The following is a 26,501-nucleotide window of genomic DNA, read 5'->3' on the forward strand; positions in this document are numbered from 1 at the left end:
GATTTAAAATGTGAATAAATAGCTATATTCCTTAAAAAAGATGACATTAAAGAACATCATCTTTTCTAAAGATACTATTGTTTAAAGATTGTTACAGTTTTGCAGTTATAAATTGAAATAAAAGTTAAACAAGGAGGTTTTAAACTGTGCTGTTATATAGATTGGTATTAATCACTTAGTTTATGAAATATTGTTTTTGGATGTTGTGAAGACGTATACCCTGTAACTTTTTTATTTTTATCTTTTATAAATGTGATCTTATGGTTTGCCAGGTTTATAAAAGTATTATTTTGCACATGAAAAATTGGATAGTTTCTATCGTCTATTATAGCATATAAGGCTTTTTCTCTAGAGTTAATTTTTAATTTCACCTTGGCTCCGTCCAGATACTCATAGGTTCCGGTATATGCTTCGAGAATTGTTATGTCATTATAATTTTTATAAGGATCATCTTCTGATAAAATTACCCCTTCTCCTGGTATCCATTTATCATATTCCATATGGTATGCTATTCTTCGCGCTTCATTAAACCCTTGGAGTTTTGCTACCAAATGTAAAGCACCATCAATACCGGCAGAAATACCAGCTGTGGTGATTACTTGTCCATTATCAACAAATCGGGCGTCTTTTATCACTGTTATATTTGGATAATTAGTTTCTAAGCCATTCAATGCGTTATGAAAAGTGGTTGCTGATTTACCATCAAGAATTCCGGCTTTTGCTAGTGCAAATACTCCTGTACATACAGAGAAATGGTATTTGATATTTTGTTGGGCTTTTATCCATTCAATTACTTGTGGATCATTAAAAGCACTCGAAGAATTTCCTCCAAAAAAAGCAAGTATATCTGCATTAGGACTATTAGCTATACTATAATCAGGAAGTACTTTTAGGATACCCTGGGAAATAATAGGTTCTTTGGTTTTAGAAACCGTAAAAACTTCAAAATTTGCATAGGCAAATACTTCCATAGGACCAGCAAAATCTAATACTTCTATACCAGGTTGTAAATAGAAAGCAATTTTCATTTTTTTGCTGGCGAGTTTTTGAAGTTCTTTTTTTGTCGTAAGTTTCATATTACAATGGTGACAGATTCCAGGTTTATTAAATTTTAAAGTATCGCAGCTGCTATTGCAAGGAGGACATACATAAATTTCATTAGAATTTACTGAAGATTGCGATATAGCTGATATATTGATCAACAACAATAATAATAGTAACTTTTGCATTCTTTTTTGAGTAATGATTAATTCTTCAAAATTAAATGTCTTTTATGTATCTTAAAAGGACAGGTGTACGCAGTATTAGGACAGATAAATTATATATAAGTGAAGTTAACAGGTAAAATTTCTTTATGCTTTTTAAGTAAAGCTCGTAATTGGTTCGTACTTTTTAATCCACATTGATTGGCAACATAACTAACCTTATTACCATCGGCCAAAAGATGTATGGCTTTATCTATCCTAAGTTTTTCGAGATAAGCACCAGCGGTGATTCCGGTCGTTTTTTTAAAGAGCCGTGTAAGATTACGACTACTCATATGCACATACTCGGCCATATCTTCAAGAGTGAATGAAGTGTGGAGATGTTTTGTCATATAATCTTGGGCATCATGAATTCGAGTATCCAGATGATTTCGATATTGTAAGAAAACACTTAATTGTGGATCGGATTCGCTACGGCGAAAATATATAACTACTTCTTTGGCTATATCTGTAGCAAATTTGGGACCATATTGTTGCTCAAGAATAAATAAGGAAAGGTCAATACCAGAACTAACTCCTGCACTAGAGTACAGACGATCATCTACAACGAATAATCTATTATTTACTAGATCGACTTCACCAAATTTATTTGCAAATTCGTTAAAGTATTTCCAGTGTGTTGTGCATTTATGCCCATCTAATAATCCTGATTCAGCAAGTAAAAAACTTCCGGTACATACAGAACAGATATTAACTCCATTAGAATGTTGAATATTTAACCAATCCAAAAATGCTTTACTTTTTTGTATAAATTCAGAATCAGAAAGTAATTGAAATTCTATCCCTGGGATAAAAATAAAATCATCCTCTGTTAATTCGAATTTCTCAAAATTAGAAAGCTTTGCAAAATACAATCCAGCACTGCTCTGTATTTCTTGTTCATTGCTTATGGTAACAAAATAAAGATTGATATCGGCTCCATATTCTTTTGCTTCATAAAAGATATGTGCTGGACCATTAATGTCTAATAAATGAACTTTGGGTGGTATGACAAAAATGATATCTTTGATAATCTTATTTTAAGCTAAAATACTAATAAATAGTATTATTTAGAGACTATTAAATGGGCAAAGAGAAGGTTTTTATGCTTCGTTTTCTTCAATGATTTTATTTTTTAACTCGATAATTTCTAAAAGAGTCCGTATTTCTTTTTGAATACTACTTCTAACGAACTTAATAAAGATAATAGCACTAATAACATAGGAAACGTCGATCAATACCATTTGCCATGTGGTAAAGTATAAGCTAAATTCTGGAGTGATCATATAAAAACCAATAGTGTACAATGCAATAATAGTGATCGTGATTGGTCCATGAATACGTTTTCTAAACTTATAAAATGCTATTGTATTATTGGTTGTTTTTAAGACATCGTCTATTATATCGATCTTTTTTGATTTTAAGACACTACCACACTCAATTAGTATTCGTAGTAGTAATCCTCCTATCATTAAAGCTACTCCAATTCTACTAAGTATTTCTTTTACCGGAGCTATATAGTAGAAAAAGGCAGATATTCCTATTAATGTGATTGATAGTATTATGATATTTCCGTAGTGAAAACGGGTATTAGAATTTTTCTTCGAAGTAATAGAAGATAATGTCTCTTCTAATACTCCAGAATTACTCTCAATATCTTTTTTTCCTTTTTGCCACTTACGTTGCAAATCATCAAATTCATTACTCATGATCTAATATTTTTTTAAGTCGTTTCTTTATTCTGTGAATTTTTACCCTAACATTGGTGGGTTTAATACCTAAAACATGTGATATAGTTTCATAGTCCTGTCCTTCTAACACCATCATAATGATTAACCTATCCAGTTCTTCTAATTGGCCTATAGCTATATACAATCCTTGTTCTTGTTCTGCATCTTGATTTTGTGACTCATCAACCAGTACATGTTCAATTTTATCAAAGGATAATCTCTTTTTCTTTTTTTCTTTTCTTATGTATTGCAGGCATGTATTTACCGTGATTCTATACACCCAGGTTTTATGAGTGGATTGCCCTTTAAAGTTTTCGAGAGCATTCCAGATGTTAATGAATACTTCTTGCGAAAGATCATTAGCCATATCTATATCTCCTTTCATAAAACCGAGACACATTTGCTGAACCATAGGATAGCACTGGCGATATACGGTCTCAAAAAGCTGTTGATTCTTTTTACTCATTTGCGAGGAAAGTGTTTACTGTTGTATAAAACCATTCGGGTTGATCAAACATAATAAAGTGTCTACTGTTTGAAGCCATCTCGATAGATTTGTTTGCTAAAGTAGCATATTGTTTTTCATAATTAGACTTTGCAATTTCTACAGAAGGAAAAGATGCTCCCAGAATTAAGGTTTTTGCAGTCACTTTGTTTAAAACTTTTCTTAAATCAAGCTTCAATAAATCGGTATATCCATATACATAGGTTTCGCGATCAGCTTCCATAATCCAATTGATTAGAGTATCTACTTTATCTTTATTATTGGTCATGTTTTGTGCCATCATGGTAGCAGTCTGTTTAAACTGTGTATCTTCTGCCTGTAGCATTTGCTTGTTATATGGACTATCGTATTGTATTTGACTTTCTGGTACACTAGGCATCATTAATTCTCGCATACACGGGATAGAATCTACAATAACTAATCTGGTAATTGTATCGGGTAGTGCTGCAGCAAGATCAATAGCTAGATTTCCACCCATACTGTGCCCTATAATTGTTACATTGGTTAGGTTTTTATCTTTAATATATACGATCAATTCTTTTTTAATGGTATCATACCATGGCATTGCAATAGGCGGGTTACCATTAAAACCAGCGTAGGAAATAAGATGAGCCTCACTTTTTGTAGTTAAATGTTCAACAGTATCGTTCCATATCGATCCGGGAGTAGTAAAACCTGGTAAAAATAATACAGGATTTCCTTGTCCAACTATTTTGGTCGTAATAGCCGATGTTTGACTAAATCCCAGGTTAATGATAACTAATGCTAAGAGGGTAATTCTAAATGTTTTCATGTCTTTATTTTTATTGTATTTCTATTTTGATTTTCCCCTTTGATGCAGAAAGTTGTGAATTGTTACACGTGGGATAAAAAAAATAAAAAGAAATACAAAAGACCTGTGAAAACTTAGTCAATAGTTGGTTGATAACATACAGAGGATATTAGAGTTATTGAATATATACATATAAGAAGAGAGATTAATGTTTGGAAGAATCGTTAAATTGCCAAAGGACATTTACAATTTTCCATGTGCCGTTTATTTTTACAATATGCATATAATCAATCCACTCATCTGCAATAAGTTTTACAGAAGCTGTTTTATCAAAAACATCTAATATAATAACCTCTTTTTTTGGTTTTTTGGGAAACTTATCTCCGTTACTATTATAAAACTCTGAGAGAATTACCATAAAATCTGTAAACGTTTCTCGAAGGTATTCTTTGTTTGTCGCTTTATTTTTCCAAAAAGTTCTTTTTACCATTCTAGGATGAGCAGCACGTTCAAACTGCTTAGGATTTACATTGTGTTGTGCTTCTAGGTAATCAAGAGCTACTTGTTTAATATCCAGAGAATCTTGTTTGGATTGTGCATTTGTTTGATAGGAAAGTAAACCGATACAACATAGTAAAACAATTTTAAACATATATTTCATGATAAAGACCTTTTATTTTTGTTTCTAAAATAGAAGATATCTAATAATTAAATTTGAAAGTTTTCTTAAATATTAACGAACAATAAGGATTAATTTTTTATTGCTGAGAAGTAAAATATTCTTTTGGAGATGTTCCCATCAATTTTTTGAAAGACTTATTAAATGTAGTTTTAGAATTAAAACCTGCTTCCTGCGCCAGCCCAAAAAAAGTTAAGTTTTTTGCTTTATCTGTTTGTGCTAATTCTACAAATTCTTTAATCCGATGATAATTGATGTATTCAAAGAAATTCATGCCGATATTTTCGTTCAATAATCGTGCTATTTCGGGGCTACTTACTCCTAGCATATCGGCAAGTTCTGCTTTTAATAATTTTCTGTTGAGATATGGTTTTTTCTCTACCATTAATCGATCTAATTTGGCTTGCAACTGATCAAGATCGGATTTGGATAATTTGGATTGCGTATATTTTTTTTGAACTCCACTGGGGATGATTTTAAACAGATCAGGAGAAATCATACCGTAATAAGCAATAAAAAGAATGATTAATGCAATACTTAACCAAATCGTCTCTCTTGCTGTTCTTTCTATCATTTCGAATCCAAAAATACTAATGAAATAGACAACCACCCAAGATAGCAAGCAAATACCAATTGCGATTAGGAAATTAAGAAAAAACTGAGTTTTTACAGTATAACTTAATTCGTTACGTAACTCTTTTCTAAAAGAAAGAAATAATTGTAGACTCATTACCCAATATGTGATATTGAAGAGCAATCCAATGCCTATAAAAATAGTTATGGTACGAAATAATTCTCCACTTTTAATTCTTGCTCCTATGACTTCGTCTGTAGGAAGCATAAACATAAAAACAACAAAAATGATATAGAAAACCCCGGGGAGATAGTGTAACAAATCCTGGTACGAAAAGCGTTTGTTTAATAAAGAAGATTTGGTAAACAAGTAAATTGTAGATCCAAATAATAGTGTTGCAAACTCAGAAAATGCAATCAACCGAAAGTTTTTACCAAAGATATCAGATATATAAAGGACTCGCCCCGATAAACCAATCATAAGAACCAGAACCAAAAAAGCAACATATCCATTAATGTTTTTTCTGTTTTTTGGCGAAAAAAGATAAATACAGAGTAAAAATAAACTCTGGAAATAACCAAAATATACAAGTTGATTTAAAAGTGTTTGCATAATGATGTATTAAGCAGGTTATTTAATAACCTGCTTTTTATAGGTCTAAAATAGTTACTAAATCTGAAACTGGTTCACATGTTTCACCGAACTATGATCCATTTTTAGGTTTTCTTTATAAAATTGTTCAAAAGCGGCTTTATTTTCCCAGGTGGTAATAACCAAATAATCTGGATTGTAGTTATATCCAAAAGGAGATGCACCTTCTGTAAACTCAACTTGTGTTTGACCACCTGCTTTTTTCATTTTTTGTATCCATCTTTGTTTAAATTTTTGAAAAGACGACTTGTCTTTATGCCAATACGCAGTAACAATATTAAATTTCTCAGGATTAATACTAAAAGAAAGATCTTGTTTTAATTCGTAATAAGTAAGACCAAATGTTGACCAGATATTTCTTCTCTCTTCATGAAAATCAGGCATTATTTTTTGAATATCCTGTAAGAATTTTTCTCGACCATTAAGGGTATCCCAATATCCAAAAATCATACTTTCGGGATGATAATTACCTTGAGTCGGACTTCCTTTTATTGCAATCCCCGGTAAATTATGATATCCCATTTTTTCGGCAACTGGAAATGCAGTTTTAAAATAATGCTGTAGTTTTTGTTTAGTATCGGGTTTGGTATTCAGAAATATGATATCAAATACGTGCCCTTTTTTTAGGGTATATGATTTTGTCTTTGATTGCGCATTCAGGGATGTAAAATTAACAGTCAAAAAGAGTGTTAATAACGAGATTTTTAAAAGCTTCATATAGTTCTTCAGTTTTAATTAATGAATTTTTTTACAAGACAAATGTATATGCTATCATCTGGGAAATGAAGAATAATAGGGGGCGAAAGGTACATATACCGTATGTGTACTTTTATTTGAAGATAAAATCGCGAAAATCGATGATGTAGAGATGATCCGATTAAAACTTACTAACTCTTGGTATGAAGTATATACTTAATTAGTATTTGTTTTAGTATTGATTTGATCAACCAAATTACAGATGTATCGATTAAATTCAACATTTCTTGCACCATAACTGGCAAGCCCTATTAATTTTACTTCCTGGTTTTCTTTAGAATTTAATTTTATGATAAATAAAGAGTAGCCTTCTTTGGTTCTAAACCTAAGTTCTTGTTCTTCTCTTATAATTTCATAATCACTCAACTCATCAGAATAAGGTGATTCTTTTATTAGAATATAGTTTTCATAAAAAATGCAATTAGGGCTTGGCTTAATTTTACTCAAAAGGAAGACAAGAGTAACTATACTAATTACTACCATACTACCTATTATCATAACGATCATCTTTCTAGAGTTTTTATACATTGTTAACCACGCCTTATACTATCTAATGTACTAAAAATTATTTTCTTTTTCTGATCGTAAATTGCTTCTTGTTTCAAAAAACACTCCGAAAATCTACAAATTAGAGCCATTCAGCTAATTAGTTTTTTAGACCTTTTCCTTATTTCTATCTTTTAAAGAATCTCAATATATATTAATCCAACTTATTTAAAACGTAAACAATGAAACACAAACTCTTATTCGTCGTATGCTTACTCTTTACTTTATGTATGTATTCCCAAACATTTATTAGAGATTATAGTAATCCTACAGCAACTTATCAATTAAAAATGGAATTTTTACCACAATCTTGGGGAGATGTTTATCTTGATATAGAGATGAAAAACACGGGAAATAGCGGTATTAATGCTAGAAATGCGAAAATTCAGTTTTTATCGGATGGTACTCCAAGCCTTGTAAATTTTACACCAAATGGAAGTATTTCATACCCAACTGTAACTATGACCCATCTACAAGATGGAAATCAATTTATTAATTCCTTAAATATTGGACTTCCTGAAGCATCCTGGGTCGATCATATTTTATCTCCTAATGAAAGTTTTAAACTTAGAATTGATCTTAGAACAGTAACATCAACATACAGTGATCTTGCAGATTCTGTTAGATTTTATACAGAAGATGGAGTTCCTTCTTTATTTACAAATGTAACAACTACGGTAACAGGAAATGATACTAATGCTGTTGTGGTTAACTATAAAAATATGAGTTCTAATGCTCAATCCACAGAAACAATTACTACATCGAAAACTTCTTCGTTAAGAGTAAATCAGCAATACCAGATATGGGCAGATAATTTTGTTGTAGGTATGACTCAATACACCAGTGCATATTCAGAATTATCACCTTTATTATTTACTCCTTCTGAAACAAATACCGCTATTGCAATAGGATTTACTAAATCTACTATCCGAACAGAAAATGTAACTGTTAATGTATCTGGACTTCCCAGCGGAGTTTCTACAGCAATTACGCTTAAGAATAATGATATAAACGGTGTAGGTAAAAACACACAGATTGCTAATGGTAGTACTACTATATCACAGGTTCTCGAAGGAAACTATAGTGTTACAATATCTGCCTATACCGATAGTGCTAATAACCTAATTTATACTCCACAATACACTGCTAATCTTACAGTAGCAGCAGGAGGTAGCAATACTCTGGCTGTTTCTTTTACCGCTTCTTCTGTGCATGAGTTTACTGTTAAAGGGTTTCCTGAATACCTATCTCATGGAACTATAACAAATGCAGCGGCTTCTTTTGACGATAACTTTAAGAACTCGCCTTTAAGTGTTCTTTTTAAATATTCTGGATTAGATGGTGCAGGGGATAGAGGTAAAATTCCTGATATGACTCCTACAAAGAATACCATTGAGCAAGCACGAAGATTAGAAAATAATCAAGGTGGTAGAAAAATACTTCCCGTGATGGTACATTACACTGCCAACGCTAGTGGAGGAGGGTCTTTGGAAGCAATAAAAGATTTGTCTGAAAATCAGAACCTATATTTTCATTATAGAAATTTGATTCAGGAAATTAAAGTTATGTTAAGCTATGAAGATACCGATCATCCTAATCCCGGAGCTTTTGTAATTAGTCCAGATCTAATAGGTGCTATTCAACAAGATGTCGTTTTTGGAAATGATCATAATATCAGAACGATGAGAGTTGAGGTTAATCAGGATATCAAAAGAGCTTTTGAAGATGAAAATTTAAGTATTACGGGACTTCCTTCTTTTTCTGATAACCTAAAAGGTTATTTTCAATCGGTTAATTTCCTTATCCATCACGTCGGAGAATGTAAAATACCTTTTGGATATCAGCAAAATGTGTGGGCTGCTGGTTCTGCCCGTTGGGTGTTTGAAAAAGCAGGAGAGTTTAATGATCCTGTGAGTGAAGCAATAGAAGTAGCAGATTTTATGAATAGCCTTGAGCTTTATACAGGAGATTGGAAACCAGACTTTATAGCTTTTGATCGATATGAAAGAGATTGTTTTGGGCCGGCTGCAATACAAAATTATGCATGGACTGCCAGACATTGGGATAAATATCTGATCTTTTGTAAAGAAATAGCAGAACGAGTAGGTAATGTACCTATTATGCTATGGCAAATCCCCGGTGGGCATATCCCTACTACAGATGAAAATATTGTTAATTTCGATATTGCTAATCATTCTTCGGGTTCTGCTCCTTATTTTCTTGGAGATAGTAGAATAGGAACGAATCTAAATAAAATTCATCCAGATTTAAAAAATATATCGTTAGCAGCACTTCCTCATTATGATGCAAATACGGTTGGAAAGCTTTTGGCTAAGGATAATGGTTACGATTGGGGAACCTCTAATCTGCAAAGATTAGCAGATATGAATGTTTTTGCAATTTTATGGGGTGGAGGATCTACCACAGGAATAGGTTCTATTGGTACTAATGGAGATGATGATCGGTGGTTAGCTACAAAAATAAGTGAGTATTACAACAATCCTCCCGTGTATAAAACCGTTGCGATTACACCATATCAAAATGCAGCATATTGCCAGAATGGAGCGAAATCCTCATTGCCACCTAATGAAAATAGTAGAGGGTTACAGGATATAAAAATATTTCCTAGTCCTGCAAAAGATCAATTACAGATAAGTAACTCTGTTGCCGGACAAGAATTTGTGATAATGATATTTGATATATATGGTAAAAAAGTAGGTGAATATAAAAAACAAAATGAGAATAGTATAGACGTATCTACTTTATCTAAAGGAGCCTACATTATTAAATTATACCCTCTATCTAAAGAAGAGAGCATCTCTAAAATATTTTACAAAGACTAACACTACCTGTTTAAAGAATAGATGTTAACTAAATTAGAAACCAAAGCCTATCAAAAGTATTTAATCATCATATATGATATAAAATATGGATAGGTTTTGGTTACTACTAAAAAAATATTTTTTGAATAGATAATTTTACACTATTTGTTTCTGGAAATAGAAAAAATAATATTATCTGGATTATCACTATCTATTCTATCTTCAATATGATTGAAATTATTTCTCATGAGTAGTTTTTTTGAAGGCTCATTGTTTTTATGTGTAAAAGCTTCTATATGATCTAACTCCAAAGTTTTAAACCCATAATTTAGGATACTTATCAGAGCTTCGTTCATGATTCCTTGCTTATAAAAATCTGGATGTAAATCGTAGCCTACTTCTGCTATTTTTTTGTCTTCAGAGAAATTCCACAGACAGATAGTACCAATAAGTTCGGGATTATTTTTTACCGTTATTCCCCAAAATAACCAATCTTGCTGATCAATACCTTTATTAATTTTGTTGATAAAACTGATAGCTTCTTCAGTTGTATTTGTTTTAGGTCTTTTTACAAATGTGTTAACGATTTCATTAGATCGTAAAAAGAGAATCACTTGGTCATCACTTTCTTTTAATTGTCTTAGGAATAATCTTTCGGTTTGTAGTTCTGGAAACATTATAAATTTAGTTTTTTGAAACTTTTATAAAGGCTAAAAATATTCAAAAGAATTGTATTCTCATACACATTTAAAATTACTGACAATCATTTTAATTATATACTATATAAAAACAGCCAAATATTTAAATATTTGGCTGTTTTATAGCTTTAAAAATAGCTTATCTTATTTAACAATCATTTCTATGCGAAATACATGTTCCTGTTGCGCAAGCAAAGTTGCAATTTGGAGCAATACTAGAATCACAATCCCCTGTACCAGTACCTCCTTTAATTTTTTGAGCACTAAACTTAGAAATTGTGTTTTTGTTGAGTTTAAGTTTTTTTAATTGCTTTTTCTTCATGATATATATTTAATTTTGATTAATATCTAAATGTACCAAATTAGCAGTGTTATTTTTTAGAGATCGAATTAATTAACTAAAAATTTAACTATGCAGGTATTAACCAATTAAATAAAACAGTGGTTTTTACTTAAAGTATTCTAACAATCATACCCCAAGAATCATTTGATATTACTATTGATTACTTGAATAAAATAACTAACCCTCCAATTGCTGTCATAATTAAAATAAATTTTCGGTATTGGTGATCTTTAAATTGTTTTACTACTTTAAGTCCAATAATGAATCCCAATATAACTCCCGGAATCAAATATAAATCCACAGTTAACGACTGAATAGTTATGGTATCCCAACTAAAAATATGAAAAGGTAGTTTAAACAGGTTAATGATAAAAAAAAGCCAGGCTGCAGTGCCGATAAACTCATTTTTTGGTATTCGGGTTGCCATAAAAAAGATATTGGTAAATGCTCCTGCCAGATTTCCAATCATTGTAGTGAAACCTGCTGCAAATCCAGTAGTGCCAATAAACCAAAGCTTATTAGGAATGTTTTTTTTGTCGTATCGTTCCCAAAAAAACATGATGATAACGCTGATAATGATAATGACTGCCATTCCTTTCTTAAATATATATTCGGGAAGATCTTTTCCTACGAAAACAGCTATTAGAACTCCACCGATCATCCATGGGAGCAATTGGAAGAGATATTTCCAACGGACATGTCGATTATAATAGAGTACAGCCAAAACGTCTGCAAAAATTAAAAGAGGCAGTAGTATTCCTGTAGATGCTTTTGCACCATGTGCCAATGCCATTAGAGTTACAACCACAATCCCTATTCCTTTGAGCCCTGATTTAGATATACCTAATATAAAAGCAGCGGTAAAGGGAATAAGGTAAGATGTCATTTTATAATACTATAGTTCTTTTACATTTACGTAAAAATTGGGATCTACAGTAAGCTTATTTCCTTTAACATCTTTTGTTTGCCAATTAGCATTAGGCTGTATCCATTCTGGATTACCATCTATAAAGAGACGTACAGGCATATCAAATTTATCTACGATATTGTTATAACGATATTTTAATTTGCCGTCTTTAAAATTATATTCGAGAACAGGTATTTTTATAGTTCTTAGATATTGATCAAAAAACTGAGTTAAATCGATGTTGGTTTCTTTGCTAATATAATCTTCTATCTGCTTTGTTGTGACTGTTTTATGATAAAATGTAGAATTAAGCCCTCTAAGGACGGACCTCCATTTTTCATCATCTTCTATAAGTTGCCTAAGTGTGTGTAACATGTTTGATCCCTTAAGGTACATATCACTTGACCCTTCATTATTTACGTTATATGTACCTATAATTGGAGAATCATTTTGTATTTTTTTTCTGGTACCTATTACATATTCTGCAGCGGCCTTTTTTCCATAATGATAATCAAGAAAAAGACTTTCAGAATATGCTGTAAAACCTTCATGAATCCACATATCTGCAGCATCCTTATAGGTGATGTTATTAGCAAACCATTCATGACCAGATTCGTGAATAATAATAAAATCAAATTTCAATCCCCATCCTGACCCAGAAAGGTCATTACCAAGATATCCATTTATATATTTGTTTCCATAAGTGACAGAGCTTTGATGTTCCATCCCCAGATAAGGTACTTCAACCAGTTTAAAACTATCTTCATAAAATGGGTAAGGACCAAACCAATGTTCAAAGGCTTTCATCATCTTTGGGGCATCTTTAAATTGTTTTTTTGCTTTTTCCAGATTGTCTCTTAATACATAATAATCCATATCGAGTTTACCTTTTTCACCTTCATATTGTTCTCCAAAATGCACATAATCTCCGATATTGATATTTACACCATAGTTATTGATTGGATTACTTACGAACCAATGATATGTTTTGGTATCATTGTCATGTTTTTCTGTTTTACGCAATCGACCATTAGATACATTCATAAGGGTAGATGGTACATTAACACTAATTAGTAAACTATCTACTTCATCATACATATGATCTTTGTTGGGCCACCAAACGCTGGCTCCTAATCCCTGGCATGAGGAAGCTACAAAATGTTTCCCATTTTGATCTTTTTTCCATGAAATGCCACCATCCCATGGTGCCCGAACGGCTTCACGAGGCTTACCGCTATAGTATACTTCTATTGCATTTTTGCTATTTTCTTTTTGTGCTGTTGATAGTGTTATAAAATGAGCATTTCCTTCAGATGTTACCTGTAACGGTTTATTATTCTGAAGTACTTTTTCTATTTTTAAAGGTGGTTGCAGATCGATTTGCATTACGTTATGCTCTTTCAACACTTTATAATGAATTGTATTTTTTCCTGAAATAGTTTTTTTATCCGGATCTACAGCAATATCAAGATGGTAATAGGTTAAATCCCACCAAGCCCTTTCTGGAGTTATTGATCCTCGTAATGAATCTTGCCTGGTAAATTGTGATTCTTGCGCAGATAGTAGCGTAAGGCTTAAAATGCTAAAGACTATAGTATAGAATGTTTTCATCTATGGTATGTTTATTTCTCGATAATTATACTTAATGTCTAACCGTTGGATCAGTAGAATTCGCATAATAATCAATTTTGTATTAGTTTCGAAATTATTAGCAGACTCTTTTCTGTACTTTATCTAAAAGTTTCTGATGGAAATACAACTGGACTCTCATGACCGTTTTTTCCGACAGTGGCTATTCCGAAGAAGAAATTGTCAATAACAATGCCATCTAAAACAAAATTGTCTACATTTCCTACAAAACGGCTATGATCCCAGGTGGGAGAAGTCGTATCTCGCCAGTATATTTTGTAACCTTTGATGTTAGGGTCATTGGTTTTTTTCCATTTAAATTTTGCTGAAGGCTCTACAATACCACCTATTTTTACTTCGGATGGGGCAGGAGGAGCCCACGCAATACTTGCTAAATTTATAGCATTAACTGCGGTGAGTTTTGCAGCATAGTCAAAATTAACATGTTCTACAACATCTCCGTATTTGATTCCGTTTTCCTCACGAATGTTTTGATGTTGTTGTGTGTAATTTTCATGCGCTTCCATAATTCGAATTCCGGCGTAGCCTAAATCATTAAATGGTCTGTGATGCCCACCACGACCAAAACGATCTAATCGATAAATCATCATTGGGTTCATTTCTGGCATATAAGTTTTTACATTTTTATGGATATATCTGGCCAATTGACGTGAAATTCCATCAACTTCTCCACCATAAAAACGTCTACGTCTTACTGTTTTTTCGTCATCTGTAAGATTGGTAGGTTCAGAAAATATTCTAAAAGCTCGATTATCAATAACTCCGTCTACTCCTTTAATATTTCCAATCATATCATTATTAAGGATTCCTATAATATCCCAGCCTTTGTTTTTAGCGTATTTTGCTAATCCACCACCACCAAAGAGACCTTGTTCTTCTCCAGACAATCCAACATAAATAATACTGTTCTCAAAAGTGTATTTTGATAATACCCGTGCGGCTTCAATGGTTCCTGCCATTCCGCTGGCATTATCATTAGCACCAGGAGCATCGGTAGTAAAATCCATAGTATCACTGGCTCTAGAATCGATATCTCCACTCATAATAATATAGCGATTAGGATATTTTGTTCCTTTTTGTATAGCTACTACATTTACAACCCAGGCATCATGAGGTACTCTAGATCCCATATCTTTAGTAACAAAATCTTTTTGATAAAATACATCTAAACAGTTTTTACAATCGGTAGAGATTTTCTCAAATTCTGTTTTGATCCACCTTCGGGCTGCTCCAATACCTCGTGTTTGAGAAATAGTATCACTAAATGTATTACGAGTTCCGAAATTTGCTAATTTTTTGATATCGGTTTCAATCCTATCTGCAGAGACTGCATTAATGATATCATAAATACGTTGATCTGTTTGTGCGGTTAAAATGGTAGATAATACAAGTAGGGTAGCGGTAAAAAATGTTTTCATTTGTGTGAATTTGATCGCCTAATTTAAAGAAAAGAGCCAAGTAATGATGATCTCTTAACAAATTTATAAGATGATAAGAATTATCTTAAAAAAGTAACTTTTGAAATTTTACCATCTATTATTTCATAAATTGCTATAACACTTGAATATTTTTCTCCAAACCTTACATATTCTTGATCCACAACTTTATTACCTAATACAATGCGATTTTTAATTTCGCAATATAGATTTGGCACACGTTGAAACATACTTTTAAATCTTTCCCGCATTTGATCTTTCCCATCTATTGAAATTTCTTCGGGAAAATTATAAACTTTAATATTTTCCGAATATGTATCCATAAATGCATCTATATTCCTTGCATTATATGCATTTACTTGCCGTTGTACGATTTGTTCTGGTGTCTCTTTAATTAAATCTGAAATTCCTATTATTTTACCGCCTTTAATTACTTCCTCGATTGAATTTAGGTTCTTAAGATTGTCTAATGGGTTGTCTTTTAGAATAACTAAATCTGCTATTTTTCCTTTCATAATAGTACCAAGCTGATTGTCTAAACCAAAACCTTTTGCAGCATTTATAGTAGAAGCTCTTAAAATATCTAAATTACTGATGCCAGATTTCTTCATAGCTTCGATTTCTTGTATATAAGAAGAAGCGTGAATAGTTCCTATATTTCCCGCATCTGTTCCTGTAGCTATATTTATATCGTTTTCGGTTAATCTTTTCAGATTATGAAACAGAATTTTATCTTTTGTAGCAGATCGTTCCAGATATGCTTTTTCATTATCTCTTAGGTTCTTAAGTTCTTTAGGAATATTTTCATCAGAGAATTTCTTTACATCTGTTAATGAACGATATACAGTGGGATTTGCAAAGGCAAGATCTTGATAATGGTTGTCAGGCTTACCTAAAAAAGATTTCCCATAATTTTTAGAAACTAATAATGTAGGAATATATGTAACATTATTCTTTTTTAGCAATTCGATAAACTCGTTGTCTATTAAAGTATCTGTCACACTATGAACCAATATATTCGCACCTGCTTTTACTGCTAATTTTGCTGTATTTAATTGAGTGGCATGTACTGTAAGTTTTAGATTGTTTTTATGTGTTAATTGAGCAATATGCTCTACAATAGGATATGTTTTTTCTGCTGGGATGTTTTTTGTAGCGATGTACCAAATCTTAATGAAATCAGGCTTATATGGAAGCATTTTATTAAAAAGGGTAGTAGCTTGTTCTTTGGTAGTGATTTTTTCAATAGGAATGTCCTCGAGTTCAGAAAAGGCCTTAGGTTGGTAGGGAGAAAAGAGAGGGCCGGTAACATAAACATTTGGAGAAATATTATTTTGGGATACGCTGTCTCTGATTATAAAATTGGAGAACGGCCCACCAACATCCATAACAGATGTAATACCTAACCTTAAATATCTTTTAAAAGTATCAGGGACTATTTTTTTTGCAAATTCTATTTCATCTTCATACGGCACTATGTGCTTTAGATCTATAGCATCGGGACGGGTATATAAACTTCCCGTTTGGAAAAAATGAATATGAGAATCAATCATACCGGGAATGACAAATTTATCGGTACCATTAATGACTCTGGTATTTTCTTTTGAGACGATTTTTTTAGAAGAAATAGATATTATCTTTTGACCTTCTATTACTATATTTTGCTGTTTTTTGATCTTCCCAGTTTCAACATCAATTATATTAATGTTTTCTATAATTATTGATTGAGCTATACTAAAAGCTGGATTAATAATTATAAATAAAATTATTAAGGTTACTATTTTTTTCATCATTTAGTTTGTGTAATTATTTACATCACTGAATAAAAACAACTTTGGCTATTTTCTTATTTTTTACTTCATAAATGGCAACAGCACTATAATGTTGTTTATTAATGGTAAGAAACTCTTCATCAATAACAACATTACCCATAACAATCCTGTTTTTGACTTTACAATTAAGATCAGGTGTGTTGTTAAAGAAATCGGCATATCCTTCTTTGATTTTTTTATGACCCTCATATAAGAATTTATAAGGGAAATTGTAGACTTTTATATCTTCGGTATATGTAGCAACAAAAGCATCAATATCTCTTGTATTGTATGCATCGAGTTGTTCATCAATAATGTTTAGAGTACTTTTTTCAATAGTATTATCATATTGAGGTCTAATAAAAGTCACCTTTGCAATCTTTCCGTTTTTAATTTCATATATAGAAATGACCCTTACTTTTCGATCACTATAAGTAACATATTCTTCGTCGATTACTTTATTGCCCAGTACAATACGATGTTTTATTTCACAAAAAAGATTAGGTTCATTCTTAAATTTTTTTGCATAATATGGACGCATAGCTTCTTTGCCTTTATATCGAACTGTATTTGGATAGTCATAAATTAATACATTGTCATTATATGTAGCTAAAAAAGCATCTATGTCTCTGGCATTATAGGCGTCTAATTGTTTTTGAACAATATGTTCTGGAGATACATCTGATACTACAGCGAGCATGTTTCCGGTAGTATTTGTTGCTATTCTGGAAATATTACCAACTTCTTTATTCATAAAAGTATAAAAGATGTTCCAGCCAGAATCTGTTTTTGGATTAAACTTAAAAATCTGATTTTGTTTTCCCATCAGGATAGTGCCATCTGGTAACCAACACATATCTTCGGATCCTGATATTGTATTTATGATTTTTTTGGTAGCTCCCGTTATAGGGTCAATCGATCTAATTTCCCAATTTTTATTTTCTTTACTGATATAACTGATTAGGTTTGAATTTGGCATTTTATGCAACGATCTTCCTACTTTTTTTTGAAAAGTATGATTGATATTCTCTTTTATATTGGATATGACCAATGACATAGCATTATCTTCGAGCACAGATGAAACCAATATGTCTTGATTAAACCAGGTATGATACCCCACTTTAAGCCCTTCTAATAGAACTTTAGACTCCCCGGTTTTATAGTTATAACGATACAAGAGTTGTTTACCATCTTGATCAAGACGAATAGAAGAAATTTCATTTTCCCCTGGGATTTTAGTAGGGGAGTATTCACTACCATTTTTGGTTTCTGTAATCCAATCTACTTTAGCTTTTTTACTGTCATATACAGCTATGTCTGTTTGTTTATTACGGGTAGAGGAAAACAAAACCATGGTATCATTAAAGATAGAAGGTTGATTATCATATCCTTTGTTGTTAGATATGTTTCTTTGGTTGTTAAGTTTTATTGTTTCTCCTTTTTTGATGATATCAAAAAGATATACCTCGGTGTCGGTTTGTGAGAAAGTAGGAATTGCAGCGAGTAATACTAAAAGAACAATTATGTGCTTCATTGTTTTTGTTTTCTAAAATACATTGAAATATTGACGTTATTCTTAAGTAAATGTTAATGAACGCATTTATACTTTTTCAATTTGCTAAAAAAAATGTTGTTTTCGCTTTTTTCTTTCTGTAGCTCTTCCTATGCAACTCAATCCAGAGTGGCTGGACACAACATAGCTAAAACACAATTAGCTTTTACTTAAAACTAAAATTAATCAAAAAACCCAGAGCTAATGCTCCGGGTTTTCGAAAGTTGAGTTAGAAAGGCTATTGAGGGAACAATAGTCAATTGTGTATACTGTTAATAAGATTAGATTCCATACACGGAGAATCTAAAATTGGGGAAATTTACACTTGTAAGTTGAAATGATGGATTTGAAGCAAAAGTACTTTCATCGGTTTCTTGTATGTACCATCCTCCTGCATCGATTAGCAAAAGAAGTACACTTACTACATCATCAACAGGATCTGTAGCACCAAGATACGTAAGAGTAAGTTTTTCTCCTGGGGTTTTTGTAAAATTAAAGGCAGCAGTTAGTGGTCCGTTAGGCCCAGAAACTCCTCTAAACTCTATACCATGTACACCTGGACCAAATCGATTCATTCTAATATCTAAACCGAACGCGTTAATACTTTTAACCAGATTTAAAAAGTCGGGAGAAGTTCGCTGAAGGTAAAATCGCGAAGTATCATCAAAATATAAATATCTTGGAAACCTTGTGTCAAAAGCATCTACATCGGTAGAGAATAATGAAGGAAGTGGTCCTGTAGCAACAGGAGCCAAATCATAACCAATAACAGTGTTTAATCCACCATCTGTAGAAACAAAAGTATTGGTAGTTTCATCAAAAGTAAAGATAGAAATATCTGAACCATTTACCTGTAAAGCAGTTCCGAAATTAAATCCAACATCTGTACCAGCTATAGGGTAATTCGTAGATGTTATATTTCCTGTTGATTGATCAAAAGTTGTAATTACTCCAACTCTAGCAGATTCTGCATAAGCAAATGTACCTTGAAATAAAGGAGGATCTGTAGGTGCTGCATTAGGATCGGTAACAATTATATTTCTAAGGAAACGGTTACTGTCATGGCCTATAGCAATCTCTTCATAAGAATCTCTCGCATTTGTAACTCGATCTTTTTCTCCTTGGGTTGCTTTTTCAAAAACAAGTATAGTGATATCGTCTTCATCGGTATCGGTTTTACTTCTAAACTCGATTCGATCTGCTTCAACTTTTTGGAATATAAATTCGAATTCTGCTTTTAAATTAAAACCATTGATTTCGAAAAGGTTATGAAAAGTAGAGTAATTTTCAAATACTAATTCTGGAAAATGAGCTTTTCCTACTCTATAAGTTGTTTCAAGATCTTGTGCTCCCAGAGCGTGATCAGAAACAATTTCTACAGTATTATCTGCATTAAAATCTAAGAAGATGTTATAAAAACCTACACTGTTATTGGGTTGGTAAACAAGTTTCCATCCAAATTCTGCATCAGTAAGTGTTTTTTTATAACCTTTTAAAAGAGCATCAACACGGCTATCAACGTTTTGATCAAATAACGGTTCTACTTCATTATCGGTACTACAGGCCATAAAACCCAGAGTAATCAATAGTAATGTATATATTTTTATGTTTTTTAACATGTCGTTCTAATGTTTAATTAGTTAATACTGTTTAAAAATTCGTCTCTTACTGTTAAAAGATCGATTCCTACATCTTCTTTCATGTATTTTACTACAGCATCATATTTTTGTTGAATACGAGCTTTACCCGTATTTATTTCGGCACAATTTGCAGGAGCTCCAGCAGCTGAACAATCTATTGGTGTAAGATATGTATCTGCAAACTCAGCAGGGTCTGTAGTAACAATACGAGCTATGATTTCTGCAAAATCTTCTCCAACAGCAGAAGTACCATAAGGAGTTACCATACCTCTTATAATTGCACTTTCTTGAGTCTCCGATGTCCATGTACCCTGCGATGTATAATCATCACTCGAGATTTTGAAAAAGGATTCTACATCAAAGTTGAAATTCTGATCTACTATATGAGCAAACTCATGATGAAGAGTTCTAAAAGTTTGCACAATCCATGCAGTATTACCTGGGGCATACTCATTAGCTTGTGTAAGTGTTACTCTTACTCCGGCATCTGCAACTCCAAGTGTGATTGTACCATCACCATTGAATAGAGGAGAACCTATTAATACAATTTCTGCAGGGAAATATTTTTTTAAGAAATCTTCTCCCTGATCCGAAGCTTTGTTATAAGGTTCTATCCATGCTTGTTTGATTAATTCGGCAATGGGTTGTACAACATCTCTACGTGGTGGTACAGCAGATTTTGTAGGATCTATATATCGATCTACAAACTTATATATTACATCACACCCGTAAGGATCTCTAAACTCTTGTTTAAGGAATATATCAAGTGGATCTGTTGATTCAGCCTCTCCCTCAAAAATAGTTGTTGGTTGTAATGTTTCTTCTCTATCACATCCAGATATTACTACTAAACCTAGGATGATAAATAATATTTGTTTTATTAAAATTTTTGATGTTTTCATAATTAATATTTTTATCTAGGGTTTGGGGTTAATCCAAATGAAATAGCATCATCAGGAATTTGTATTGCTTTTCTTAGATCATTTGCGGTAAGTTCAAAAGTTCCTCCACCTTCACTTACAGGCAATATGTGAGTAACAGGAAGATTAAATCTTTTGATGTCGAACCAACGTAATCCATGATCTATAAATTCCTTTTTTCTCTCGTCTAATAATAGCTGAGTAATAGCATCGGTTTCACTACTTGCAGAATAAAATGTAACAAGAGCGGCAAGATCGGTATATTGATTTCCTGCATATCTATTATTGGCAATCAAATTAATATCTGCTAATGCTGCAGCTTGATCACCAAGAAATAGGTTTGCTTCAGCTCTGTTTAATATCACTTCTTCTCCTTTTAACTCTTGAGAAATATGATATGCTAATCCCGAATTAGAAGAAAGGTTTTCTCTAAAGAAATATTCTCTAAGTCTAGAAAGGTATCTCGCATCTGTACCTACGTTCCAGATTCCTGTAGATGTTCTTGCATCTGCTGCGTTAAAGATATTCGAAAAGGTATTGTTGATACCTGCACTATTTAATCTATACCCAATACTACGACGTTGGAATGTACTAAATTTTTGAACAACCAATACATTACTTTCGTCTTCTGGACTACCATATTTATCGGCAATATCATTATAACCTGATCCTGTAAGTGTTGCATAATCTTTAATATAAGTCTGTGGAGAACCTCCAAGAAATAAATCACTATATGTTTTACACTTAGCATAATCTCCTTTCCATAAGTAAAACCTCGATGCAAAAGCCTGAGCAGCTTTTTTAGTAAAATGATACTTTTTTGTCCCCGAGAAAAAATCATCCTTGATTAGGGCTAATCCTTCTAATAAATCTTTTTCAACAAGGTCGTAAACTTCAGCCACTGTATTACGCGTGTAAGTTGGTAGAAATTCGGTCTCAGGCTTTAATACATAAGGTACTCCTAAGTTTGAAGAAGCATTTTGATCGTAATGCATACCAAACATGTTCACTAACATGAAGTGGTTATATGCTCTAGAAAGAAGAGCCTCTCCTTTTACTACATTTTTTAAATCTTGATCTCCTTCGAGATTATCAATTACTGCTAATACTTCATTGGTCTGTGCAATAGCTTCATAGGTTTGATCCCAAAAATATGTTGGAGTATCCTGAAAAATAGCGGTTACATTATCCCAAGTATATATCTGAGTATCCTGAAGCCTAATTGTATTTCCTCCCGAAGTTTGGATAACTCCTTCAGAATCTGGATTTCCTGTTGGTCCTACTAAGTCTGTATATGCATCTGTAAAAGCATAACTACCTTGTGAGTACGCATCTGCTACCACTTTGGCAGCTTTTTCAACAGTATCTAATTCTAATCTATCATCTGGGGTTTCATCCAAATAATTCTCACAACTTGAACCAATGGTTACAAGAAGTAGTAGTAATATATATGATGTTAATTTATAATTCTTCATAATTAATCTTTTTTTAGAATCCAACATTAAGTGAAAGAGATACAGTTTTAGGCACTGGTAATGCAGCTCCTCCAGAATTAAAGAATTCAGGATCCTGACCATTTAACCCTTTGTCAGAGTATAGTAAGAATAAATTCTCTCCTTGTAAACGAATTCTCGCAGAGGTAAGACCCAATTTTTCAGCATATGAAGAAGGTACAGAGTATCCTAATGCTATAGATCTCATACGTGCATATGTTCCGTCTACCACTCTTAGGTCACTATTGTTATATAACTGGTATGCGTTATCTCCCGCAAATACCACTCCGTTATTCACAAAGCCATTAAGTTCACTTATTAAAACACGATTATCCAGTATAGCAGGGATATTAGTTACGTTTTCGTCTCCCGGAACAGCCCATCTGTTGATTAATTCTCCAGGAAGAGAGTTGAAATCTGTATATGCTGCATCGAAATTACTGTTTAAACGAATCTTGTAATCGAATTTAAATGAAATGTTAGCTGATAAAGAAAAACCACCGTACTCAAAAGTATTGTTAAGTCCACCCGCTCCTCTTGGTTGGGTAGGTCCTTCATACTTTAATACTTTTTCAATATCTTCTCTACTTTGAAGATCTATATTGGTCACTCTATTATTGTCTGCATCAAAGAATGTTGGGATACCAAATTCATTTAAGCCAGCAAATCGAACTGAGTATAGTGCAGAGATTTCACGACCAGTAAAAGGTGCTCCGGATGGAGATATTAAATCTACCATACGAGGATCAAATTTAAGTTCTTTTACTTCTTCAGTATTATAACCTACATTAATATTTGTAGACCATTCAAACTTACCTGTTTTTAGGTTTACTGTAGATAATGCAAATTCATATCCTTCCACATCTAAATCTGCATAGTTTCCTCTTTTAAAAGCTTCACCACCAACACCACTGGTTTTGATATCTCCGATAAGATCAAAAGATTGACGAGTATAGTACCCTAATTCACCAGCAACACGGCTATTAAACATAGAGAATTCTAATCCAACACTAAATTCTTTAAGCTTTTCAAAAGTTAAATTAGAGTTTTCTAACGAATTAATTCTAATTACACTTTCTTGATCCTGAGGACGTAATGGTGTCTGACCTCTTAAATCAAGAGAAGCACTTGTGTTTGATGGACCTCTACCTCCTGATAAACCATAGGTAGCTTTTAATTTTAAAAGATTTACCCATTCTGCGTTGAAGAAATCTTCTTTATCAATATTCCACGCTCCACTTACATTATAGTTGGTAAGATATCTTGCATCCGGGCTTGATCCTTGTAAGTTAGATCCGTCATATCTTATAGTACCATTAATTGTATACTTGTTATTTAAAGTATATCCCGCATTGAAAAAGAAACCAGTAAAACGATCTCTAAAGTTCGCAATATCAAAATATTGGTCGTTATTATCAATTGCCTGATCAATAGCATCGGGATTGGTGTTAATTAGATATCCGTTATCATAAGAAATACCAATACCATTATATTCTCTACGTTGTCTTGTAGAAGATTTTATTTCTTGCCCTAAAAGGAATGTAAATTGATGATTATCTCCTATGTATGGGTTCCAGGAAATAGAATTTCTCCAGTATACATAGTCTAAAATATCTTCATTAAAAATATTTATACCACCTTCTGGTAATATAGAGTATGGAGGTCTGGTTAAATTATCTCTATCTTGATATAAGAAAGGGTTTACATTTGCTAAAACGCCTTCATCTGCTCTAAATGCTTCTGCCTGGTTAGATTTATCACCAATAATATGCTCTCTTTGAGTAATTGCTTTACGATAGTTAAAAGTAGAAGTAGCTGTTAAATTATTAGTAATCTTATAATTTAAATCTGTTTGAAAAGTAATATCGGTTACATCAATATCAATATAGTTGTTTTCTAATTCATGAATGATGTTAAAAGGAGCATAGTTTTTTCTAAAGAATTCTAGGTTACCATTTTCATCATATGGAGTAACACTTCTACTATTGGTTAAAGAAAAACTATATGGGTTGATTTCGAATTCACGCTCAAATTCACCAGTTAATGGGTTTAATGATCTATCATTAGTACCCGGAGCTTTTTGTTTTCTAAAACTACCCGTTAATGATGTATTTATCGAGAATTTATCAGAAAGGTTAAATTTGGTATTTAGTTTTGTAGTGTATCGCTGAGCATTATCACCAATAGTTTGTCCTTGATCATTAAGGTAACTTGCAGAGAAATAATAAATCGCATCATCACTTCCTCCAGATACACTTAAAGAATGTGTCTGTTGTAATGAAAAATCATTAAAAAGTGTTTTAAACCAATCTGTATTGGCTACTTGGTAACGTCTGAAAAAACTATCTGCTAATTCTCCGTTAGCTCCAATCTCTACATCATTAGTTCTTCTTAGGTTGTAATACTGACCTAAAACACCGTAAGATTCTGCAAGCTGAGCTGTAGTAAGATCTATTAATCCTTTATCTACCAATTCGGCATATACAGATAATTCCTGTTGAGAATTTAGTACATTAAAATTTGTATATCGAGGTCTTAAACGATAAGCAAAATTATTACTGTAGTTTACACTTAATCCTCCTCTTTTACCTTTTTTGGTTGTAATTACGATTACACCATTCTTGGCACGTGCTCCATATAAAGCTGTAGCAGAAGCATCCTTTAGGATAGAAAAACTCTCAATATCATCTGGGTTTAATCCAGCAATAGAAGAACCAATTAATGAATTGATATCTCCAGAAGCTAAATCTTGTTGATCTAATTCAACATTGTCTTCCAGAATTACTCCGTCAACTACCCAGATTGGGTTATTGTTACCATTAAGAGATGTGTTACCTCTAATTCTAATTCTTGGTGATGCACCAAATGAACCAGAAACATTATCTACAACAACACCTGCATCTCTACCTTCTAAAAGCCTTGAGGCATCAGAAACTCCTTCGATTTTAATGTCTTCCAGATTAAGTTTTGTAGCAACTCCGGCAAAAAGACGGCGATCTACTTTTTTATAACCATCTGTGATTATAACTTCGTCTAGTGATTCTACAGATTCTTTTAATACGATATTAAATGTTTTTTTATTCTTATCTGTAATCGTAAGCGTTTGAGTTTCGTAACCTAAGTTTTCGATTTTAAGTATATCTGATACCGAAACTCGCATCGTAAAATTTCCATCAAAGTCTGTAACTACTCCTTGAGTAGTTCCCTGAATAGATACAGTAGACCCGGGGATGGGGAGACCATTTTTATCGACTACCTGCCCGCTAATTTCAAACCCTTTTTGAGGTTTAACAAGCGCAGACTGTCGTTTTTTGATTGTTGGTATATTAGAATTAACTTCTTTTTTTACTAATACGATTTGCTTATCTACTATTTTATAAGAAACATTAGTGTTTCTAAATATTTTATCTAAAACATATTCTACTCTTTTGTTAGAAACTTTAAAAGATACCTTTCTTTTAGTATTTACCTCGGCATCTTTAAAAAATACTTTGAATTCAGTTTTTTGCTGTATTAAATCAAATACTCTCTCAATTGTAAAGTTTTTCACGTCTAGTGAAATCTTAGTGTTTTGAGAATACGTATTTGCGTTTATTCTAAATAGAGACAATATAATTAATAGTATTGTTAGCCTCATTTTCAAATTAAATATTAATTTTGCCACACCATTTGTGTGGTTTTGTCTAATTATTTTCATATTTTTAATATGATTTAATGATTGAACCATTGTTAAATTACGCTTACTCTAAATCGGGAGATGTTGCAGCATTTC

General features: G+C 32.4%; 21 protein-coding genes. 1 reads left to right on the forward strand and 20 read right to left on the reverse strand.

What is annotated here, in order from left to right; genetic code table 11:
- Positions 1-167: 167 nt before the first annotated feature.
- The 9 genes from Z053_RS30025 to Z053_RS0109715 all read right to left on the reverse strand — a co-directional run bounded on the left by Z053_RS30025 (position 168) and on the right by Z053_RS0109715 (position 7,418).
- On the reverse strand, positions 168-1,076 hold the full coding sequence (locus Z053_RS30025) for a DJ-1/PfpI family protein (protein WP_051476019.1): 909 nt from the start codon (positions 1,074-1,076) through the stop codon (positions 168-170).
- A 242-nt stretch (positions 1,077-1,318) separates the two neighbouring features.
- Positions 1,319-2,278 (reverse strand): GlxA family transcriptional regulator, encoded by a 960-nt coding sequence (locus Z053_RS0109680; protein ID WP_316930172.1) that lies wholly within the window; start codon positions 2,276-2,278, stop codon positions 1,319-1,321.
- A 69-nt stretch (positions 2,279-2,347) separates the two neighbouring features.
- A complete protein-coding gene (locus Z053_RS0109685) occupies positions 2,348-2,953 on the reverse strand; it encodes a hypothetical protein (protein ID WP_025664822.1) in 606 nt (201 codons plus the stop codon).
- Entirely contained in the window at positions 2,946-3,440 is a 495-nt protein-coding gene (locus Z053_RS0109690) for an RNA polymerase sigma factor (RefSeq protein WP_024770999.1), read from the reverse strand. Before Z053_RS0109690 ends, Z053_RS0109685 begins: the two co-directional genes overlap by 8 nt.
- Entirely contained in the window at positions 3,433-4,272 is an 840-nt protein-coding gene (locus Z053_RS0109695) for an alpha/beta fold hydrolase (RefSeq protein ID WP_025664823.1), read from the reverse strand. The genes Z053_RS0109690 and Z053_RS0109695 overlap by 8 nt, the downstream gene beginning before the upstream one ends.
- A gap of 184 nt (positions 4,273-4,456) precedes the next feature.
- Complete coding sequence (locus Z053_RS0109700) at positions 4,457-4,912, reverse strand: nuclear transport factor 2 family protein (RefSeq protein ID WP_025664824.1); 456 nt, start codon at positions 4,910-4,912, stop codon at positions 4,457-4,459.
- A gap of 97 nt (positions 4,913-5,009) precedes the next feature.
- Positions 5,010-6,116 carry an AraC family transcriptional regulator gene (locus Z053_RS0109705; RefSeq protein ID WP_025664826.1) on the reverse strand — a complete coding sequence of 369 codons (1,107 nt, stop codon included), beginning with the start codon at positions 6,114-6,116 and terminating at the stop codon, positions 5,010-5,012.
- Between the two features lie 57 nt (positions 6,117-6,173).
- Positions 6,174-6,872, reverse strand: a complete 699-nt coding sequence (locus tag Z053_RS0109710) for a hypothetical protein (protein WP_025664827.1) — start codon at positions 6,870-6,872, stop codon at positions 6,174-6,176.
- Positions 6,873-7,067: 195 nt separating this feature from the next.
- Positions 7,068-7,418 (reverse strand): hypothetical protein, encoded by a 351-nt coding sequence (locus Z053_RS0109715; RefSeq protein WP_035095716.1) that lies wholly within the window; start codon positions 7,416-7,418, stop codon positions 7,068-7,070.
- Between the two features lie 221 nt (positions 7,419-7,639).
- On the opposite strand from Z053_RS0109715, the gene Z053_RS30030 reads away from it, so the two are divergent.
- Positions 7,640-10,300, forward strand: a complete 2,661-nt coding sequence (locus Z053_RS30030) for a T9SS type A sorting domain-containing protein (protein WP_081748240.1) — start codon at positions 7,640-7,642, stop codon at positions 10,298-10,300.
- A gap of 140 nt (positions 10,301-10,440) precedes the next feature.
- On the opposite strand, the gene Z053_RS0109725 is transcribed toward Z053_RS30030, so the two are convergent.
- The 11 genes from Z053_RS0109725 to Z053_RS0109775 form a co-directional block, all read right to left on the reverse strand.
- The gene (locus tag Z053_RS0109725; protein ID WP_025664830.1) at positions 10,441-10,956 is read right to left on the reverse strand and encodes a GNAT family N-acetyltransferase; all 516 of its coding nucleotides are present in this window, start codon (positions 10,954-10,956) and stop codon (positions 10,441-10,443) included.
- Between the two features lie 169 nt (positions 10,957-11,125).
- Positions 11,126-11,299 carry a hypothetical protein gene (locus Z053_RS31465; protein WP_159025625.1) on the reverse strand — a complete coding sequence of 58 codons (174 nt, stop codon included), beginning with the start codon at positions 11,297-11,299 and terminating at the stop codon, positions 11,126-11,128.
- A 181-nt stretch (positions 11,300-11,480) separates the two neighbouring features.
- Positions 11,481-12,206 (reverse strand): sulfite exporter TauE/SafE family protein, encoded by a 726-nt coding sequence (locus Z053_RS0109735; protein ID WP_025664831.1) that lies wholly within the window; start codon positions 12,204-12,206, stop codon positions 11,481-11,483.
- Positions 12,207-12,215: 9 nt separating this feature from the next.
- Positions 12,216-13,838, reverse strand: a complete 1,623-nt coding sequence (locus tag Z053_RS0109740; protein ID WP_025664832.1) for a M1 family metallopeptidase — start codon at positions 13,836-13,838, stop codon at positions 12,216-12,218.
- Positions 13,839-13,957: 119 nt separating this feature from the next.
- Positions 13,958-15,295 (reverse strand): M28 family peptidase, encoded by a 1,338-nt coding sequence (locus Z053_RS0109745; RefSeq protein ID WP_025664833.1) that lies wholly within the window; start codon positions 15,293-15,295, stop codon positions 13,958-13,960.
- An 80-nt stretch (positions 15,296-15,375) separates the two neighbouring features.
- Positions 15,376-17,106, reverse strand: a complete 1,731-nt coding sequence (locus Z053_RS0109750; RefSeq protein ID WP_081748241.1) for an amidohydrolase family protein — start codon at positions 17,104-17,106, stop codon at positions 15,376-15,378.
- A gap of 22 nt (positions 17,107-17,128) precedes the next feature.
- Complete coding sequence (locus tag Z053_RS31845) at positions 17,129-18,658, reverse strand: nuclear transport factor 2 family protein (protein ID WP_025664835.1); 1,530 nt, start codon at positions 18,656-18,658, stop codon at positions 17,129-17,131.
- Positions 18,659-18,957: 299 nt separating this feature from the next.
- Positions 18,958-20,295, reverse strand: coding sequence for a DUF4302 domain-containing protein (locus Z053_RS0109760; RefSeq protein WP_025664836.1), 1,338 nt, complete (start codon positions 20,293-20,295; stop codon positions 18,958-18,960).
- A gap of 17 nt (positions 20,296-20,312) precedes the next feature.
- Positions 20,313-21,218: a substrate import-associated zinc metallohydrolase lipoprotein gene (locus Z053_RS0109765; protein WP_025664837.1), complete on the reverse strand. Its 906-nt coding sequence runs from the start codon at positions 21,216-21,218 to the stop codon at positions 20,313-20,315.
- Between the two features lie 11 nt (positions 21,219-21,229).
- Positions 21,230-22,711, reverse strand: coding sequence for a RagB/SusD family nutrient uptake outer membrane protein (locus Z053_RS0109770; protein WP_160170074.1), 1,482 nt, complete (start codon positions 22,709-22,711; stop codon positions 21,230-21,232).
- Positions 22,712-22,724: 13 nt separating this feature from the next.
- Complete coding sequence (locus Z053_RS0109775) at positions 22,725-26,426, reverse strand: SusC/RagA family TonB-linked outer membrane protein (RefSeq protein WP_160170075.1); 3,702 nt, start codon at positions 26,424-26,426, stop codon at positions 22,725-22,727.
- Positions 26,427-26,501 lie beyond the last annotated feature (75 nt).

The sequence above is a fragment of the Aquimarina megaterium XH134 genome (genome assembly GCF_000520975.1).
GTDB classification, from domain to species: Bacteria; Bacteroidota; Bacteroidia; order Flavobacteriales; family Flavobacteriaceae; genus Aquimarina; species Aquimarina megaterium.

Bases quoted from the DNA above. Each gene is read 5' to 3' on its own strand.
- Z053_RS30025 (WP_051476019.1), bottom strand. From the start codon at position 1,076: ATGAAACTTACGACAAAAAAAGAACTTCAAAAACTCGCCAGCAAAAAA.
- Z053_RS0109735 (WP_025664831.1), bottom strand. From the start codon at position 12,206: ATGACATCTTACCTTATTCCCTTTACCGCTGCTTTTATATTAGGTATA.
- Z053_RS31845 (WP_025664835.1), bottom strand. From the start codon at position 18,658: ATGAAGCACATAATTGTTCTTTTAGTATTACTCGCTGCAATTCCTACT.
- Z053_RS0109725 (WP_025664830.1), bottom strand. From the start codon at position 10,956: ATGTTTCCAGAACTACAAACCGAAAGATTATTCCTAAGACAATTAAAA.
- Z053_RS30030 (WP_081748240.1), top strand. From the start codon at position 7,640: ATGAAACACAAACTCTTATTCGTCGTATGCTTACTCTTTACTTTATGT.
- Z053_RS0109695 (WP_025664823.1), bottom strand. From the start codon at position 4,272: ATGAAAACATTTAGAATTACCCTCTTAGCATTAGTTATCATTAACCTG.
- Z053_RS0109715 (WP_035095716.1), bottom strand. From the start codon at position 7,418: ATGATCGTTATGATAATAGGTAGTATGGTAGTAATTAGTATAGTTACT.
- Z053_RS0109705 (WP_025664826.1), bottom strand. From the start codon at position 6,116: ATGCAAACACTTTTAAATCAACTTGTATATTTTGGTTATTTCCAGAGT.
- Z053_RS0109745 (WP_025664833.1), bottom strand. From the start codon at position 15,295: ATGAAAACATTTTTTACCGCTACCCTACTTGTATTATCTACCATTTTA.
- Z053_RS0109740 (WP_025664832.1), bottom strand. From the start codon at position 13,838: ATGAAAACATTCTATACTATAGTCTTTAGCATTTTAAGCCTTACGCTA.
- Z053_RS0109710 (WP_025664827.1), bottom strand. From the start codon at position 6,872: ATGAAGCTTTTAAAAATCTCGTTATTAACACTCTTTTTGACTGTTAAT.
- Z053_RS0109750 (WP_081748241.1), bottom strand. From the start codon at position 17,106: ATGATGAAAAAAATAGTAACCTTAATAATTTTATTTATAATTATTAAT.
- Z053_RS0109770 (WP_160170074.1), bottom strand. From the start codon at position 22,711: ATGAAGAATTATAAATTAACATCATATATATTACTACTACTTCTTGTA.
- Z053_RS31465 (WP_159025625.1), bottom strand. From the start codon at position 11,299: ATGAAGAAAAAGCAATTAAAAAAACTTAAACTCAACAAAAACACAATT.
- Z053_RS0109690 (WP_024770999.1), bottom strand. From the start codon at position 3,440: ATGAGTAAAAAGAATCAACAGCTTTTTGAGACCGTATATCGCCAGTGC.
- Z053_RS0109760 (WP_025664836.1), bottom strand. From the start codon at position 20,295: ATGTTAAAAAACATAAAAATATATACATTACTATTGATTACTCTGGGT.
- Z053_RS0109685 (WP_025664822.1), bottom strand. From the start codon at position 2,953: ATGAGTAATGAATTTGATGATTTGCAACGTAAGTGGCAAAAAGGAAAA.
- Z053_RS0109765 (WP_025664837.1), bottom strand. From the start codon at position 21,218: ATGAAAACATCAAAAATTTTAATAAAACAAATATTATTTATCATCCTA.
- Z053_RS0109775 (WP_160170075.1), bottom strand. From the start codon at position 26,426: ATGAAAATAATTAGACAAAACCACACAAATGGTGTGGCAAAATTAATA.
- Z053_RS0109700 (WP_025664824.1), bottom strand. From the start codon at position 4,912: ATGAAATATATGTTTAAAATTGTTTTACTATGTTGTATCGGTTTACTT.